Consider the following 16095-nt stretch of genomic DNA (forward strand, 5'->3'; position numbering starts at 1 on the left):
TTTTAAGCTACCTATATAACAATGGAACCTCTTAAAAGGTTCATATAGAAAAGATCCTGGCCTACTTTAGCAAAATAGGCAGGATCTTATTAGGTTTCATCTCTATTAGATTTCATCACTCTATAGCAACAATGTTGATTGTCGAAACCATAGGAATGAGGGTTAAGCATGAAATTAGAGGTGAATTCATGTAAATTGATGAGAATTGATGTAAATTCATGAGAATTGATGTAAATTCATGAGAATTCATGTGAATTCATGCAAATTTATTACCTTTGCTCTTCACCTAATATGCCGCATCCTGCTGCTCATTCTTCGGCAGCCAAATCCGGTAACGTCCGCTGAGGGCAAGCAGAGCGAATAGATATAAGCAGTTGTCATAGTAACGTCTATCTCCCGTACGAATCGGAGTTTGCCAGAATAGTTCCACAGCGGCTCTTGCATGTTCATGGTTAGGAACGGCTAAGGCTGCCACTGCATTCGTAGCGATTAAGCCCACAGGATGAAGCGACTTCTCTTCAAACGGCTCTCCTGCCACTGTATAACGCCGATAATCTTCCGGATTTTTGTCTGAGAAAAAAGTTAATATTCGCTCTGCAATCCTGCTTAATTCAGGGTCGCTTCCAAACCATTCCGCATCTACTCCAAGATTTGCTGCGACACGGTATGAATCACTAAAAAAGTGTCCATAGCCACGCTCGTTGTTTGGCGTTCCATCGTAATAGGAGTATTCAGGAGCAAGCCCGGTTTCTGGATGACAAGCAGTAGGTAGATACTTCCGGCTGGCCACAGCTGCTTCTTTCCAAAATAAGCGATCTTCCGGATTGGCCCACTCCGCAAAAAGCTCATAGAAATGAGGAAGATGGTACGACGGATCTGTAAATTCACAGTTCGGTACAAACTTAATTAATTTGTTATCAGGATTCCACATGGGAGAACCGTAACCGTCTTTTTCACCTTTATGAATGCAGGTATGAAGCAGATCTCGTGCTTGCTGTCCATAATTAAAAGGGGCTTCATCCTTATCTCCCCAGCGATGTGAAGCGAAAAAAAGAGCGAGTGCGAAGAACTCTTCTCCATCTGGAGCAGGACCATTTGAATTCCGCGATCCATCCGGCAGACAGGACCACGCGAAGTATCCGGCATTAGGCCCTTCTGTAATAAACATATTTTTCATGGTATAGCGCCATAATCTATCAAATATATCCTGCCGATCCATCTGAACAGCCATCATCATGCCGTATGACATTCCTTCTGTCCGGACATCTAAGTTACCCGTATCCAGTAAGTAGCCCATATCCTCTTCAGCTTCATAATAGATCCGAGTATCTGGTGAATCCCCGAACAACTGCCTCCAGCAAGTTTGGATCCGATCTTCAATCTCAGGAAGAGCATAATTGTACGTTTGCAGCAAATTACGATATTGACCCGTGAAAAAAGCACCTTGCCTATGGATTGTTGACAATCTTACCAGGCCTCCTACAAGATTATGATATTGTACTCAACCATCATAACTCACAACTTAATTTATTTGGGATAAATGGGAAAATAAAGATAAAAAAGAATCCTTCCCTAGTTCCACACAGGGGAAGGATTCTTTTAAATGTAACTTCGTTTGCTATCAAGGTCTTATCTATACTATTCCCTATCCTTATCTTTTACCAAGTCTTGATCTTTTTTTGCTTCTTCTATTGCTAGGACCTCTGCATGATGGATCACGGGGCGATTCGTCATCAAATCGGGATGACCTACATAGGGCCGTTCCTTACGTGAAGGGGGCTTACTGAGTCTAAATCCAAGCAGGAATAAAAGAAGCTGAACCCCAAGCACATAGGGAGCTGCAGAAAGTCCGATCAAGTGGAACAATGCGGCGAGAATGATAAGAATCGATAACATAATATTCGTAAAACCTGCATCTGTTCGAGGTTTGGACAAAGCGAGAATGTAGATATACGCTGTAGTGATGAGCCCGGAAACGAATCTAGCTGAGATGACAATCCAATCGTATACCGATGGCGTGCTAGCTGAATCGATTGCCACAATAAACTGGTAGACTAAAAACGCGATTCCCGTTGCCGCAAGAGGGGCGAATAAAGGTTGTACAATCTGCCACAGGGCTTGTCCCCAGCTAGGCGAATGCAGTATAGACAAAAGCTGATTTCGCTCTGCGGCGAGCTTCGTCATTTCACGGTCCAGTCCACGCTGCAACAGTTCCAGTCTGGATTCATCTCTATCATTAAGGCAAGCTTGAATCTGTTCTTGCACATGAGGGTTTAAACAAGGCGCTGATTTACTTTCCTGAAGAGCAAGGATAAGGGCACCATGAAAAGGTTCTCCCGGCAGGCCTTCGCGCTGTAAACCAAGTGTGATTTGGCCGGCCAAACGAGAATAGGCATAGAGTGTGTCTTGCAGCTCATCCACTCGCCTATATTTGTTCTGTTTCAGCGTTGAAGCATGATATATGTATAACCACAACAGCAGAACAATAAAAAAGGCAATGAGAGCAATTGTAGGTACTGATAACGGAACTATAGTCATACCTGCTAGCATGTTCAGGCTTCTTCCTCCTTCCGTACAATTCTTTACTTCTTTCACTATTGCATATGAAAACTAGGTTTTCAAGTCATATCCCATAGAACTGGATAAGCATTGTTTTCCATTGCCCAAAAAGGAACGCACGTTTTCATTTAACCTAAAAATCAATTACAATATCAGAAATGAATAGTCCTTATTCTTTCTATTTAATAGAAACGAACGAATGGAAGTAGATAACAAAAACTCTCAGAAAAGAGGTGGACACAAATGTTGATAACCCATGAAACTCCATCAATAGAGTCCTATCTGAATCTGCGCCGTGCTGCTGGGCTAAGTAGCATGAGTAGGGAAGGTGCTGAAAAAGGGCTGCCTTCGACTTTATTTGCGGTCAGTCTAATGGAAGGCGGCCAATTAATTGGAATGGGCAGAGTCGTCGGGGATGGCGGATTACAGTTTTTAGTATGCGATATTGCTGTTCATCCAGAGGAGCAGGGCAAAGGATACGGAAAAACGATAATGAAAGAAATTAAACACTATATCGATGAACAAGTTCCTGCTGAGGGGATTGTATCTCTAATAGCAGATAAGCCGGCAGATCGATTATATGAACAGTATGGTTTTCTACATGCTGCCCCAGACTCACTCGGTATGTGGTTCAAACAGAGGCAGCTGTAAGAATCTTTGTGTAAATAAAAAAGAGGATTAATTGACAAAGTTACATAACTGTGAAAAGATGAAGAGGTAACAAAGGTAACAAATCCGATCAAAAAAGCGGATCATTGAAATAAACATAAGCTATATGATGAATATACAGAGATATTAACATAAAGAGAAAAACGGGGCCCCTTTGAATTCTGACGGAGATGTTCAGAAACAGCAAGGAGGGCCTTTTCATTATCAAAAAAGGGGATGTTGCCAGCATATTTTGGTCGGAAAATATGAGGAGGCTATGTTCATGGTAAGGGATAATTACAGCTACTTAAGTCATCTGGAATGTCCGAAATGCGAACGTATCTACTATTCAACTGAGGTACAGCAGCTATGTTCCTGCGGTTCTCCGCTGCTAGCTCGCTATGAGTAAAGATTGGGATCCTGCCTCGTTAAAAGACAGAGAAATGAATCTATGGAGATATCACGAACTGCTGCCCGTACAGCAGCCGCAGCATATTGTTTGCCTGGGTGAAGTTATGACACCGCTGCTGCGTATGCCGAGTCTCGGTATGGATATGTCGATTCCAAAACTTTATATGAAGGACGAAAGTCTTATGCCAAGCGGGTCATATAAGGCTAGAGGAGCCGCTGTAGGGATTTCGAAGGCAAAGGAACTAGGCATAGAGCGGTTTGTAATGCCTTCTAACGGAAATGCTGGAGCAGCTTGGTCATTATATGCTGCCCGGGGAGGACTGAGCTCTTCGGTAGTAATGTCGGTTCAAGCACCGCCCATTACTCGGGATGAGTGTATCGCGGCAGGAGCCGAACTTCTGCTGGTAAAGGGAATCATAAGTGATGCAGGGAGAATTGTCGCAGACAAAGTGAAGCGTGAAGGAATATATGATACTTCAGCGCTAAAGGAACCTTATCGGATTGAAGGTAAAAAGACGATGGGTTTTGAAATTATCGAACAAATGAATTTCGAGGTCCCAGATGTAATCCTTTATCCAACGGGTACGGGGGCAGGACTCATTGGGATTCATAAAGCACTGCAAGAACTACAGGAGATTGGCTGGATATCAGGTCCGCTGCCTAGGCTCGTAGCTGTTCAGTCCGAAGGTTGCGCCCCTATTGTGAAAGCGTGGGAGAATCAGCAGACCGAAACTATGTTTTGGGAGCAGTCTAGTACGGAAGCGCTTGGCATTCATGTTCCTAAGACCATAGGAGATTTCCTTGTGCTGGATGCAATCTATCAAACAGGCGGGGTTGCCATCTCTGTAACGGAAGATGAGATATTGAAAGAGCAGGAACAGGTTACAAGAATGGAAGGGAGTTTTCTATGCCCTGAAGGAGCTGCCGCCTTTGCTGCAGCACGAGTGCTTCGGTCCAATGGCTGGATTGAAGAGGAAGAAAAAGTGGTGGTGCTGAATACTGGATCAGGACTGAAGTACCCAAGAATATCAAGTAACGAAGACTTGTTTCTGAATCCAGAGGAGGCCTTGACATCCTATCCTATTAAGGAGCAGGCTCCATCGATCATTAAAGGATAATGGAGTTCATAGATTAAGTGAGGACTATCTTTCTATTCTTGTAAAGAATAGAGATGGTTCTTTTTTAATGAGAAAATGGTGAACTTTTGATATTTGAAGAATCTTCTTTATAATAGGACATACCGTTTTAATTGTTGGTTAAATGGATTAATACATAGTGTGAAAGAACTGTACAGGGAATTTACTAATGAAATGGGGAATGAATAATGAAGTTAATTATATTTGGTGCATCAGGTACCATTGGACAAGCGATCTTGCAAGAAGCTTTGAGACGAAAACATGAGGTTACGGCGGTTGTTCGCAATCGATTTAAACTCAATGAAAAACACGATCTGCTTACGATTGTAGAAGGCGATTTGCTGAATCCTGGATCCATTGCTGAACTAGTCAAAGATCACGAAGTGGTAATCAGCGCTTACGGCCCTAAGTTTGGAGCAGAGCAGGAATTGGTAGAAGTGGCTCGCGCTCTTGTAGAAGGATTACACAAAGGCGGAGTAGAGCGACTAATCGTGGTTGGCGGAGCAGGAAGCTTGATGACGGACGAAGGAATTCCACTTATGGAAACACCAGGATTCCCAGAAGAAGTGAAGCCTCTTGCGATGGCGCATCAAGATGCTTATCAAATCTATCAAGAATCAGACCTTGACTGGACGTACCTGAGTCCTGCTTCTACTATTGAGCCTGGAATCCGTACAGGTAATTTCCGAATTGGTACGGACCGATTAGTAGTGGATGAAGACGGGCAAAGCCGGATTTCTGTAGAAGATTATGCGGTAGCTCTTCTTGACGAAGTAGATGACCCTTATTTCAGCGGTTCAAGATTTACGGTTGCTTATTAACGATCAGTAGTAGATGAAAGACAGAAAAAAAGCGAAGACAAGTGCTTCGCTTTTTTTTATACCATTTTGACAGGAGGAGAAGCAGTGTGTATGTAGTTACAGCAGAACAAATGAGAGAACTAGACGAGCATGTAATAGGATCTTGGGGTGTTCCCTCCGTTTGTCTGATGGAGAACGCAGGTAAGGCACTTGCAGAAGAAGTGCTCCATTTCTGTCAGAACCGGCAGTCAAAAGAGCAGGTAACTAACGGAAACCCGCTTATATCTGACGAGGCAAGAGTAGCTTTTGATCGGTGGAAGGGAACCCGTGGACAGATTAGTAACGATGCTTTTAGCCGAGGGGAGAAAACGTTCGCAGAGCACTGGTATATCCTAGTTGGAAAAGGGAATAACGGCGGGGATGGACTCGTAGCTGCTCGCCACCTGTGGGAAGCTGGGGTGGGGATCACTCTTGTCTTTGCCGAGTGTCCGAAGGGGCTAAGCGAAGAGGCTCTGCTTGAGTATTACACAGCGGAAGCGATGGGGATTCCATCTATCCTATTTACAGAACAGGGAGATGTCACATTCACTGGAGGAACAGGAATTATTGATGCTTTGCTTGGTACAGGCAGTAAAGGGGCTCCGCGACATGCGTATGCTTCTTTAATACAGGCAGCAAATGACAGCGGGCTTCCCATCATTTCGGCAGATATTCCAAGCGGACTCCATGCGGATACGGGGACTCTTTATGAGCCGCATATTCGGGCAGAACGGACAGTATGTTTCGCACTGCTAAAGCGGGGACTTACACAGTTTCCAGGTGCAGAAGCCGCTGGGCAGATTAAAGTGCGTTCAGTCGGGATTCCGCCTCAGCTTGCAGAAGGACGATTTCGTGAAACTGTCTATTTACTAACAGAAGATGTACTGTCAGAGAAGCTGAAAGTAGATCTTACGCAAAGACGAGCGGAGGATGGGCATAAAGGAACCTATGGTCACGTCCTGCTTGTGGCAGGCACGCTAGCGATGAGCGGGGCGGGACTGCTCAGTTGCCGGGCGGCACTGCGATCCGGCTCTGGTCTTGTTACATGGGCGCTGCCTTCCGAACTGCTCCCGCATGTCATTGGCGCAGTGCCTGAGCTCATGCTTGCCGCAGCCGCAGAGGGTATGCATGGAACATGGAATAGGGCATCGGCTCAGAATATTATCAAGCTTGCAGAGAATCGGGATGTTATCGCGATTGGCCCTGGGCTGGGACGTTTTGAAGAGGATACCGACTGGCTGAGTCAAATCTATAAAGAGACAGACCTGCCGATGGTTATTGATGCGGATGGGCTGAATATGTTGGCAGAGGCAGGTTCGGACTTTTTTAAACATATAGACTCTAGAAAAGCCCCCGTTATCTTAACCCCGCATCCAGGAGAAATGGCGCGTCTTGCCGGTGTGTCTACCCAAGAAATTCAGCAGAACCGAATAGATCATGCTCTGTCCTATTCAGCGAAATCAGGAGTCACACTTGTTCTAAAAGGATCAAGGACGGTGATTGCTACGCCCGAAGGGAATGCGTACATTAACATGACCGGTCATGCCGGAATGGGAACAGGCGGTACAGGAGATGTACTAACAGGAGTCATTGCCAGTCTGCTTGCTCAAGGTTACAGTGCTGAACAAGCCGCTGCATTTGGGGTATACCTGCATGGTAAAGCCGGAGAGACCGCAGCAATGATGCGTACTCACCCAGCAGGGGTGATGGCGGGAGATCTGACCGAGTATTTGTGAAGAAGACGATAAAAAAGAAATGGTTACAGGGGAACCATTCTAGTTCTTAGGTTGACAGTACAGGGATATAATTGGTATTATTTTCTAATACCGACGTAAATAGTAGGATTTATCAAGATACAGCACAGTAACAATAAAAATAGATAACCTTGAGGTGAATGAAGCATGGCTAAAATTGCAGTAATTAATGGGAGTCCTTCCCTGACTTCACGATTGAATGCAGTTATTGAATATGCAGAGCGCGAACTTAGAGAAGCAGGCTTTGAAGTAGATCGTATCAACGTGGCAGAGCTCCCTGCGGAAGATCTGATTCTAACTAAATTTGAGAGCGAACATATTGTAAAAGCCAATGGGATTGTTGCAGAAGCGGATGCAGTGATTGTAGCAAGTCCAGTGTACAAGGCATCATATACCGGTGTCTTGAAAACCTTTCTTGATCTGGTGCCTGAACGCGGCCTTGCCGGAAAAACGATTCTTCCCCTGTTCATCGGTGGAAGCCTGGCTCACTTGCTGACCATCGATTATGCTTTGAAACCTGTTCTATCTGTACTTGGCGCACGGCATATTCTCGCTGGAATTTATACGGTGGATGCTCAGGTGGCTCGTAATGACCAGGGCGGTCTCGATATTGCCCCTGAACTGTTAGCAAGGCTCGAAACGGGAATTGAGGAATTTAAGGAAGAGATTCAGCTTCGTGAAACTCAAAAAAGTGTAAAAGGTTAATAGGAATTATAGGAAAGAGCTTGCCGGATCAGCGGTAAGGCTCTTTTTTAAAATAAGGATTAGCAGCCACAACACCACATAACGGGCTGGTTATATATGGTATACTAGGCTTGTAATTTGTGATGGAGGGAGAAATGACGATTGAGTATTCAAGGAATTAACCATTTCTGTTTTTCTGTATCTGATCTTGCCAAATCAATTGCATTTTACAAACACGTTTTTGATGCTGAGATTGTACTGGAAGGCCGAAGATTGGCCTACTTTGATCTACATGGTATATGGATCGCATTGAATCAGGAAGACGTCCCTCGTAACTTTACTGCCCCGACGTACACACATATTGCATTTACGGTCGATGAAGAAGACCTGCTGCCACTGCGTCAGAAGCTTAGCGAAGCAAATGCGAAAATCTTGCCGGGCCGTGAACGAGATGCGAAGGACAAAGAATCCATTTATTTTCTAGATCCAGATGGACATATGTTTGAATTTCATACAGGTACACTGCAAGAACGCTTGAATTATTATAAAGAAGATAAGAAATATATGACGTTTCACCGCTAAGAACGGCTGCTTTTTATACAAGTAAATAAAAATGAAAAGAACCCTATAAAGTCACTTTACTAAGTGTCCATATAGGGTTCTTTTTCTTTCAGGAAGCAGCTATCTTATAGATCGTCAAATCCGTTGTCGTCTCCGACTTTACCGTAGTTACGGGATTTCGCTTCAAAGAAGTCTGTTTTTGTTGCATTTAGCGCTTCATCAGAGAAAGGCTTGATCCAAGGCATACTGTTTACATCTACGCCATCATATAATTTCTCAAGTCCCATGAGACGCAGACGTTTGTTAGCTGTGTATTTAATGTAATCTTCTAGTTCTCTCAGGTCGATACCGCGAACATTGCTGAGTGTATAGTGCGCCCAGTTGGTTTCCAGTTCAACCGCACGATTAATCGTGCGATAGAGGTAGTCGCGATTTTCTTTCGTATCCAGTTCCGGATAGTCTGCAAGCAGCTGTTTGAATACCTCAGCAAAGAAGTAGCAATGCTGATTCTCATCCCGCTGAATGTAAGAGATCATCTGACAAGTACCCATCATTTTCTGATCTCTTGCAAGGTTGTAGAAGAAGGCAAACGTACTGTAGAAGAAGATTCCTTCTAGAATCAGATCCGCTACGAGCGCTTCATAGAACGATTGAGGCGTCGGTTCGTCACGGAAGTTCTGGTAGATATCAGAGATAAACCGGTTGCGCTCTAAGAGCACAGGGTCATGCTTCCAGTATTCAAAGATTTCTTTCTGCTCATCCCAAGAAACCAGGGAAGAAAGAACATAAGAATAGGACTGATTGTGAACGACTTCTTGCTGAGCAATAATTGCAGAGATCGCCTCAAGAGAGGAATCCGTCAGATATTCTCTTACATCACCCACAAACATCGTTTGCATGGAATCGAGTACAGCGAGCAGGCCGATGTTGATTTTGAACGTACGTTGCTCTTCTGGGTCAAGTTGTGGAAATTGCTGCGCATCTTTAGACATAGGGATCTCATCTGCGATCCAGTAGTTCAATAAGAGTACTTTGTACAATTTATACATATGCGGCATCCGAATGTCATTCCAGTTCAGGATCCCGGAGCTTTCCCCGTTAATGATACGTGTTGATTTATTTGGCGCTTCTGTATTAAAAATGTTTTGGACTTTCATAGTCATGATACTTCCTCCTTAAGATTCGCAAGATTCACATTCGTTCTCAATGGTAAGAGCACGGCTTCGTACGTAGTAAGTGGATTTGATACCCGCTTTCCATGCGTGAAGGTGAAGTTCCAGGAATTCTTTTGCCCGTATATCAGGACGAACATACAGGTTAAAGCTTTGTGCTTGGTCAATGTGGCGCTGACGTGCAGAAGCCATATTGATGGAAGCATGTTGATCCAAGTTAAATGCCGTTTTATAATACCAAATTGTTTTTTCGGAGAGATCTGGTGCTGGGTTCGCGATTTTGTAAGTTGTTTTCTCTTCATAAGAGAGAAGTTCGTACAGCGGATCGATACTAGCCGTAGAACCAGCAATGATGGAAGTCGATGCATTTGGAGCAATCGCCATCATCCAGGCATTCCGAACACCATGTTCTTTCACTTCAGCAGCAAGTTCATTCCACTGTGCTGTCGTTACAAACTTACCTTCACGAGTACCGTCCGTATAGTTACGCTGTGTGAAGTAGTTGCCATTCTCCCAATCAGAACCTTCGAATTTCGGATATTTCCCTTTTTCTTTGGCAATTTCCATACTGGATTTGATGGCCAGATAGCTGATTTTTTCGTATAGATTATCATTGTATGTGACAGCTTCTTCCGATTCCCAGCGGATACCTTCGAGAGCAAGCAGATGATGAAGTCCGAATGTACCAAGACCGATGGCACGGTACTGACTGTTTGTATATTGTGCTTGCAGTACTTCAATGTTATTGATGTCAATTACATTATCAAGCATACGCATTTGGATAGGAATCAAGCGATCCAGCACATTATTTGGTACAGCGCGAGCAAGATGAATGGAGTTCAGATTACATACTACGAAGTCGCCTGGTTTTTTGGTAATAATAATCCGTGTTTCGCCGTCTTTAGTTACCAGTTCTTCTTGTTCAATGACTGTTGCAGATTGGTTCTGCATAATTTCCGTACACAGGTTGGAAGAGTAGATCATTCCTTTGTGACGGTTCGGGTTAGCACGGTTTACCGTATCGCGATAGAACATGTACGGTGTACCTGTCTCCAGCTGAGACTTCATGACACGTTTCATAATATCGATCGCAGGAAGTGTAATCCGGGACAATTCCGGGTGGTTCGACGCTTCTTCATATTTTTCACGGAACGAACCTTTGCCGAATTCTTCATCGTAGAAGTCTTCGAGTCCAAGAGCACGGCCATTCTCATCTTTCCAGCCCATCACTTTTTTCACTTCATGAGGGTCGAACAAATTCCACTCTCCGCGCTGTTCCACGCGTTCCATGAATAGGTCAGGAAGTGTAATACCATGGAAGATATCATGCGCACGCATCCGCTCGTCCCCGTTATTCAGTTTCAGATCAAGGAACGCTAAGATATCTTTATGGAATACATCAAGATAGACAGCAATAGCGCCTTTACGTGTACCGAGCTGGTCAACGCTTACGGCTGTATTGTTCAGCTGGCGAATCCAAGGGATAACACCGGAACTCGTATTTTTGTGTCCGCGGATATCTGAACCTCTAGAGCGAACTTTACCCAGGTACACGCCGATACCGCCGCCCATTTTACTGAGGCGTGCTACGTCTGTATTGGAGTCGAAAATACCTTCGAGCGAGTCGTCAACCGTGTCGATGAAGCAGCTGGAGAGCTGTCCTGCCACTTTTTTACCTGCATTAGACAAGGTTGGTGTTGCTGCTGTCATGTACAGGTTACTCATTGCCCAGTAAGCTTCTTTAACAAGCTCAACTCGTTTTTCTTCCGGTTCTTTATGCATCAGATACATGGCAATGACCATATAACGTTCCTGCGGAAGTTCCATTACTTTTCCATCAAAATCATGTGCGAGGTAACGCTCAGTCAGCGTAAGCAGTCCGATGTAATCAAACAACAGGTCATTTCTCGGTTCGATTGTACGTCCTAGATCTTCAATCTGTTCTTTGGTATAGCATTCAAGCAGTTCTTCACGGTAGATGCCTTTTTTGACCATACTTGTGATCAGGGGCTGGAAAGCACCGTAAGGCTTGTCTGTGTATGCTTTGTATCTGCGATTGTTAGCCGCTTTTTTATATAAAGAAGTGAGCAGCGAACGGGCTGCAGCAAACTTCCAGTTAGGTTCTTCTTTCGTTACAAGTTCAAGAGCAGACATGGAGAAGGCACTGCTAATTTCTTCACCGGAAACTTCATCACGGCGGAGTTTAGAGTGTACACCGCGTACGAGTTTATCTTTATCGAGCATAGGAAGATCTGCCAGGATACGATCTGCGTAAATAGAAATACGATTCTCGTCAAATTCGAGCTGACGGTTGTTTGGTTTGGTAACCACTTGTGGCATGGAGAGCCCTCGCTTTCTTCTTCAAAATTTACATCAAACAAAAAGCATTTCCCAACCCCAAGGTCAGACAAATGCCAATAAACCCTTATTTCCCCGCTGCAATCCACCGATTATCCCACGATGAATCGGTAAAAAGGAGCACTGATGTTGTGTAAGAAAAATAATAAAAACAAACTTTGTCAATCACAATTTTCTTTTGGAGCATTACCAATAGTCTGTAATAGAGCGGGGATTTTTCTATCAAAAATAACTTGACAAAAATAATAGTGTTCTTTTCGCCGAATTTAGCTGTCACACTACATTTGGATATGTATATTAACAGTACCCCAATATATTGTGTTTGTAAACAGTCTAGTGACTTTGAAATGCAATTGCGATTATAGCAAAAAAGCCGAGATACCGCAAAGGAAAAGGGATGGAGGATTTGTGTCCGAAGTTCAAAAAAAATTTTTTGTGCATGGTTTCGCCATGATACAATATGCTTATCGTTTATATGGGGATAATCAAAAGGGAGGTTTGTTCAATGGCTATAGCAGAAGTAACTATTATTCCGATCGGAACGGGAAGTACCAGTCTTAGCAGTTATGTAGCTGACCTGCAACGAGTGCTCGCTGAGCAGCCAGGCATTACGTACGAATTAACGTCAATGAGCACGATTATTGAAGGAGATATTGCGGATGTACTCGCGGCGATTGCAGTGCTGCATGAGACTCCTTTTGCAAATGGAGCTCAGCGCGTCTCTACCTCTGTTAAAATTGATGATCGAAGAGACCGGGCCTCATCCAGTAAGCAAAAACTGAAGTCTGTCAGAGAGAAGCTCCAATAAAGGTGAACCGAAGTTCCTTATAAGTCCAGGGTCTTTACGCAGCTTCATGAGCCTAATTTTTACTTTTTCTCCTTTGAACCCAGTCATCTTACCGAAAGCCGCATAAGATAAACTGTACCAAAGGAAAAAGGAGGAATTATAAATGAGTGAAGTTGGATACGGAAGTTATGGTGGAGGAAACTACAGCGGTGGTAACTACGGCGGTGGATACGGTGGTGGATTTGGTGGAGGTTTTACATCCACAGCGGGAATCCTTGTTCTATTCATCCTTTTAGTAATCATCTCTAAAGCATTCCTTTCTTACTAATATTTGATTAAGATTTCCCGGAACCCGTTATTGCTAATTAGCAATAACGGGTTTTTTTACGCTAATTAAGGGGAGGTTTCCGAAGAGGGACTGGAATAGGTGCTTCAGGCGGAGCACTTCTTAGGACCATATTCTATGGGGAAGTGAGGGGTGCTAAACGTATCTTGTATGGCAATGGCAATAGTGTCTGCTGTTGGTCTAGAGTTTGTTTCGTAAACAAGAATTGTCCTAATTCGTTCGTTACATAAAAAATGCCAGAAAGTGAAGCCTGAGCTGTTCATAATGAATCGCTCAGGCTTCACTTCCGGCAAAAAAGGAAATCATGTCATCTATGTATGGTTCTATTCTTTATACTGCTTTGTTAGTTTTCTTCCAAGTTAGAAGTGTGCCGATACAATCGTAGAAGCGTGTTTAATATGATCAAGCGGTACAGGAATCTTCCCCTGATCGCATGTAATCACAAGATTTTTAGTATCATTGTTGATATCTATCTCGCCTACATAGGTGTTTCCGTTCTGCAGTACGAGACACACGGTATAACCTTTCTCCTCTGCGTATCGTAACGAGTGTAACAGCATGTGATCCCTCCATCTCAAAGATACAGACTGCAATATATCTCACCATCTGGTCGTATATGATATTTATGGAACATAAATAAGCCAGTGGATAATATTTACAATATATAATGTACCATCTTTATTTTTGTGAAGTAAATGAAAAATTAAAATATGGATGACAACGTTTTCACCTCAGCAGATTGATATCTTCACTCTCGTTATAATTGGGATCGTTATTACTATACTGTTTCCAGGCTACGTATAAACCTATTCCAGAGACAATAAGCCCAAGAATGGCGGCAATGAGGGTAAGTTGGTCCAAGGTAACAAGGTTGGAATCCACATTGTTGTTATTTTTTCTGCTGGCATTTTTGTTTTTGGCAGTGGCCTTCACTTCGTTCACCTTCCCGCATCCCAAGTATTCTTTCTTCTATATCTTATGTTAGGAAATGGTATGAGTTCGTAAAAAGGGTAGTTCCCTAAGCCTTAAAACAAAAAGTGTGACTGTTCATTTTGTAGTCAGATTGTGGGTTGTGAAGGAAAGGAATTGATTTATAGGCAGAGCGCCCAAATTAAAGAAAGTTGGATAGTGCCCATTCCAAACCCGCTTTAACGACATAAGTTAGGGTATAGGAAGCGGGAAGGAGGAGTTCAAATGAGTGGATACGAATACTGTGGTGGCAACAATGGTTGTGGAAATGTTGGCGGATCTGGCTACGGAGGCTGGACATCGATAGGAGCAATTCTTGTACTGTTCATTCTCTTGGTTATCATCTCTAAAGCATTCTCTTGTTACTAATATTCTCTGGCTTTTAAGTAAAAAGAAGCTGTCCTGTTTTCAGGGCAGCTCAGACTGTAGACAAACTAGCTTAAACTAGTTTGCCTGCAGTCTTTTTTATTTTACAATAGAAGCAACTATTTTATTTGAGGTGACAATCTTGCTAACGAAACAATCCTCCACTCAACGTGACCAACTTGAAATGGTTGCTCTAGATCAACTCGTTCCAGAAGATCATTTGGTTCGCAAAATCGAATCGGCGATCGACTTTTCTTTCATCTACGACTTGGTTCAGGATCATTATTCGGAAATTGGACGACCTAGCATCGATCCGGTCATCTTAATTAAATTACCTCTTATTCAATATACCTTTGGTATTCGTTCCATGCGAAAAACGATCGAAGAAGTTCAAACCAACATGGCGTATCGTTGGTTTCTGGGCTATGGATTTTATGATAAAGTTCCGCATTTCTCTACCTTTGGAAAGAACTACGAACGTCGTTTTAAAGATACAGATCTATTCGAACAGATTTTCTACCGTATTTTGCGGACTGCAGCTGAGAAACATTTACTCAGCGCGGAGCATGTTTTCATCGATTCTACACACGTAAAAGCGAGTGCGAATAAACGGAAATTCGAAAAGAAGGTTGTACGCAAAGAAACAAGAGCATATCAACGCAAACTGGAAGAGGAAATTAACCAAGATCGGGACGACCATGATAAAAAGCCGTTTCCTCCGGACTCTTTTAAAAAAGAAGAAGAAAAGGAAATTAAACAAAGCACTACAGATCCCGATAGCGGCTACTATGTCAAAGATGAACGGACCAAACAATTTGCTTATTCGTTTCACGCAGCAGTAGACCGAAACGGATTTGTACTCGGTAACATCGTCACTCCCGGAAATGAACATGACAGCCACTTGCTTGCACCCCTCGTAGAAATGGTAAAAGAAAAGATTGGGAAACCTGTAGCAGTGGCAGCCGATGCTGCCTACAAAACACCTTGGATTAGCAAATATTTGTTGGAGCAAGGGGTTACTCCGGCGCTGCCTTATACACGTCCGCGTTCTCAAAAAGAAGGTTTTCGAAAAGATGACTACGTGTATGATGAATATTTTGACGCCTATTTATGTCCTGCTAACGTGGTATTACCTTACTCGACCACCAATAAAGAGGGGTACCGAGAATACAAATCTCCAAAAGAAATTTGTAAATCGTGTCATTATTTATCCATGTGTACAGGGAGCAAGAACCACCAAAAAGTAGTGACGCGACATGTATGGCAAAACCACTTAGAAGAAGTAGAGCATCTAAGACACCACCAGCATGTAAAACAAATCTATGCAAAACGAAAAGAAACGGTGGAACGGGTATTTGCAGATGCAAAAGAAAAGCATGGCATGCGATGGACAACCCTGCGAGGGCTAAAAAAATTGTCCATGCAGGCGATGCTTACGTTTGCTGCCATGAATTTGAAGAAAATCGCCAGATGGTCGTGGAACAGACCAATTCCAGCGTAAATCA

The 16095-nt window shown here is 43.4% G+C and carries 15 protein-coding genes and 1 pseudogene; 10 read left to right on the plus strand and 6 right to left on the minus strand.

Annotated elements, in window-relative coordinates; all coding sequences use genetic code 11:
- Window positions 1–286: 286 nt before the first annotated feature.
- Together QPK24_RS02270 and QPK24_RS02275 are read right to left on the minus strand one after the other, a co-directional pair.
- A complete protein-coding gene (locus QPK24_RS02270) occupies window positions 287–1456 on the minus strand; it encodes a family 8 glycosyl hydrolase (RefSeq protein WP_407082981.1) in 1170 nt (389 codons plus the stop codon).
- Window positions 1457–1638: 182 nt separating this feature from the next.
- Window positions 1639–2550, minus strand: coding sequence for a hypothetical protein (locus tag QPK24_RS02275; protein WP_285745807.1), 912 nt, complete (start codon window positions 2548–2550; stop codon window positions 1639–1641).
- 252 nt (window positions 2551–2802) lie between these two features.
- Here QPK24_RS02275 and QPK24_RS02280 point away from each other — a divergent pair, with 252 nt between their 5' ends.
- From QPK24_RS02280 to fosB, 6 genes and pseudogenes are all read left to right on the plus strand, one after another.
- Window positions 2803–3210 carry a GNAT family N-acetyltransferase gene (locus QPK24_RS02280; RefSeq protein WP_285745809.1) on the plus strand — a complete coding sequence of 136 codons (408 nt, stop codon included), beginning with the start codon at window positions 2803–2805 and terminating at the stop codon, window positions 3208–3210.
- A gap of 280 nt (window positions 3211–3490) precedes the next feature.
- A pseudogene (locus QPK24_RS02285) lies at window positions 3491–4736 on the plus strand (threonine synthase).
- A 206-nt stretch (window positions 4737–4942) separates the two neighbouring features.
- Entirely contained in the window at window positions 4943–5575 is a 633-nt protein-coding gene (locus QPK24_RS02290; RefSeq protein ID WP_285745811.1) for an NAD(P)-dependent oxidoreductase, read from the plus strand.
- Between the two features lie 86 nt (window positions 5576–5661).
- Window positions 5662–7329: an NAD(P)H-hydrate dehydratase gene (locus QPK24_RS02295; protein WP_285745813.1), complete on the plus strand. Its 1668-nt coding sequence runs from the start codon at window positions 5662–5664 to the stop codon at window positions 7327–7329.
- Window positions 7330–7494: 165 nt separating this feature from the next.
- The gene (gene ssuE / locus QPK24_RS02300; protein WP_285745815.1) at window positions 7495–8052 is read left to right on the plus strand and encodes an NADPH-dependent FMN reductase; all 558 of its coding nucleotides are present in this window, start codon (window positions 7495–7497) and stop codon (window positions 8050–8052) included.
- 141 nt (window positions 8053–8193) lie between these two features.
- Window positions 8194–8613 carry a metallothiol transferase FosB gene (gene fosB / locus QPK24_RS02305; protein ID WP_285745817.1) on the plus strand — a complete coding sequence of 140 codons (420 nt, stop codon included), beginning with the start codon at window positions 8194–8196 and terminating at the stop codon, window positions 8611–8613.
- A gap of 104 nt (window positions 8614–8717) precedes the next feature.
- Here fosB and QPK24_RS02310 read toward each other — a convergent pair whose 3' ends face one another.
- A complete protein-coding gene (locus QPK24_RS02310) occupies window positions 8718–9749 on the minus strand; it encodes a ribonucleotide-diphosphate reductase subunit beta (RefSeq protein ID WP_285749035.1) in 1032 nt (343 codons plus the stop codon).
- 18 nt (window positions 9750–9767) lie between these two features.
- Complete coding sequence (locus QPK24_RS02315) at window positions 9768–12104, minus strand: ribonucleoside-diphosphate reductase subunit alpha (RefSeq protein ID WP_285745819.1); 2337 nt, start codon at window positions 12102–12104, stop codon at window positions 9768–9770.
- Window positions 12105–12627: 523 nt separating this feature from the next.
- On the opposite strand from QPK24_RS02315, the gene QPK24_RS02320 reads away from it, so the two are divergent.
- Complete coding sequence (locus QPK24_RS02320) at window positions 12628–12930, plus strand: MTH1187 family thiamine-binding protein (RefSeq protein WP_285745821.1); 303 nt, start codon at window positions 12628–12630, stop codon at window positions 12928–12930.
- A 142-nt stretch (window positions 12931–13072) separates the two neighbouring features.
- On the plus strand, window positions 13073–13237 hold the full coding sequence (locus QPK24_RS23550) for a sporulation protein YjcZ (protein ID WP_160035090.1): 165 nt from the start codon (window positions 13073–13075) through the stop codon (window positions 13235–13237).
- 377 nt (window positions 13238–13614) lie between these two features.
- Here the strand turns inward: QPK24_RS23550 and QPK24_RS02330 are convergent, their stop codons facing one another.
- Complete coding sequence (locus QPK24_RS02330; RefSeq protein WP_160035092.1) at window positions 13615–13815, minus strand: hypothetical protein; 201 nt, start codon at window positions 13813–13815, stop codon at window positions 13615–13617.
- Window positions 13816–13981: 166 nt separating this feature from the next.
- Window positions 13982–14197 carry a hypothetical protein gene (locus tag QPK24_RS02335; protein WP_285745825.1) on the minus strand — a complete coding sequence of 72 codons (216 nt, stop codon included), beginning with the start codon at window positions 14195–14197 and terminating at the stop codon, window positions 13982–13984.
- Window positions 14198–14449: 252 nt separating this feature from the next.
- On the opposite strand from QPK24_RS02335, the gene QPK24_RS02340 reads away from it, so the two are divergent.
- Both QPK24_RS02340 and QPK24_RS02345 read left to right on the plus strand, forming a co-directional pair.
- Window positions 14450–14593 carry a sporulation protein YjcZ gene (locus tag QPK24_RS02340; RefSeq protein WP_201450726.1) on the plus strand — a complete coding sequence of 48 codons (144 nt, stop codon included), beginning with the start codon at window positions 14450–14452 and terminating at the stop codon, window positions 14591–14593.
- Between the two features lie 139 nt (window positions 14594–14732).
- Window positions 14733–16091, plus strand: a complete 1359-nt coding sequence (locus tag QPK24_RS02345; protein ID WP_285744158.1) for an IS1182 family transposase — start codon at window positions 14733–14735, stop codon at window positions 16089–16091.
- Window positions 16092–16095 lie beyond the last annotated feature (4 nt).

It is taken from the genome of Paenibacillus polygoni (assembly GCF_030263935.1).
Lineage (GTDB): Bacteria > Bacillota > Bacilli > Paenibacillales > Paenibacillaceae > Paenibacillus > Paenibacillus polygoni.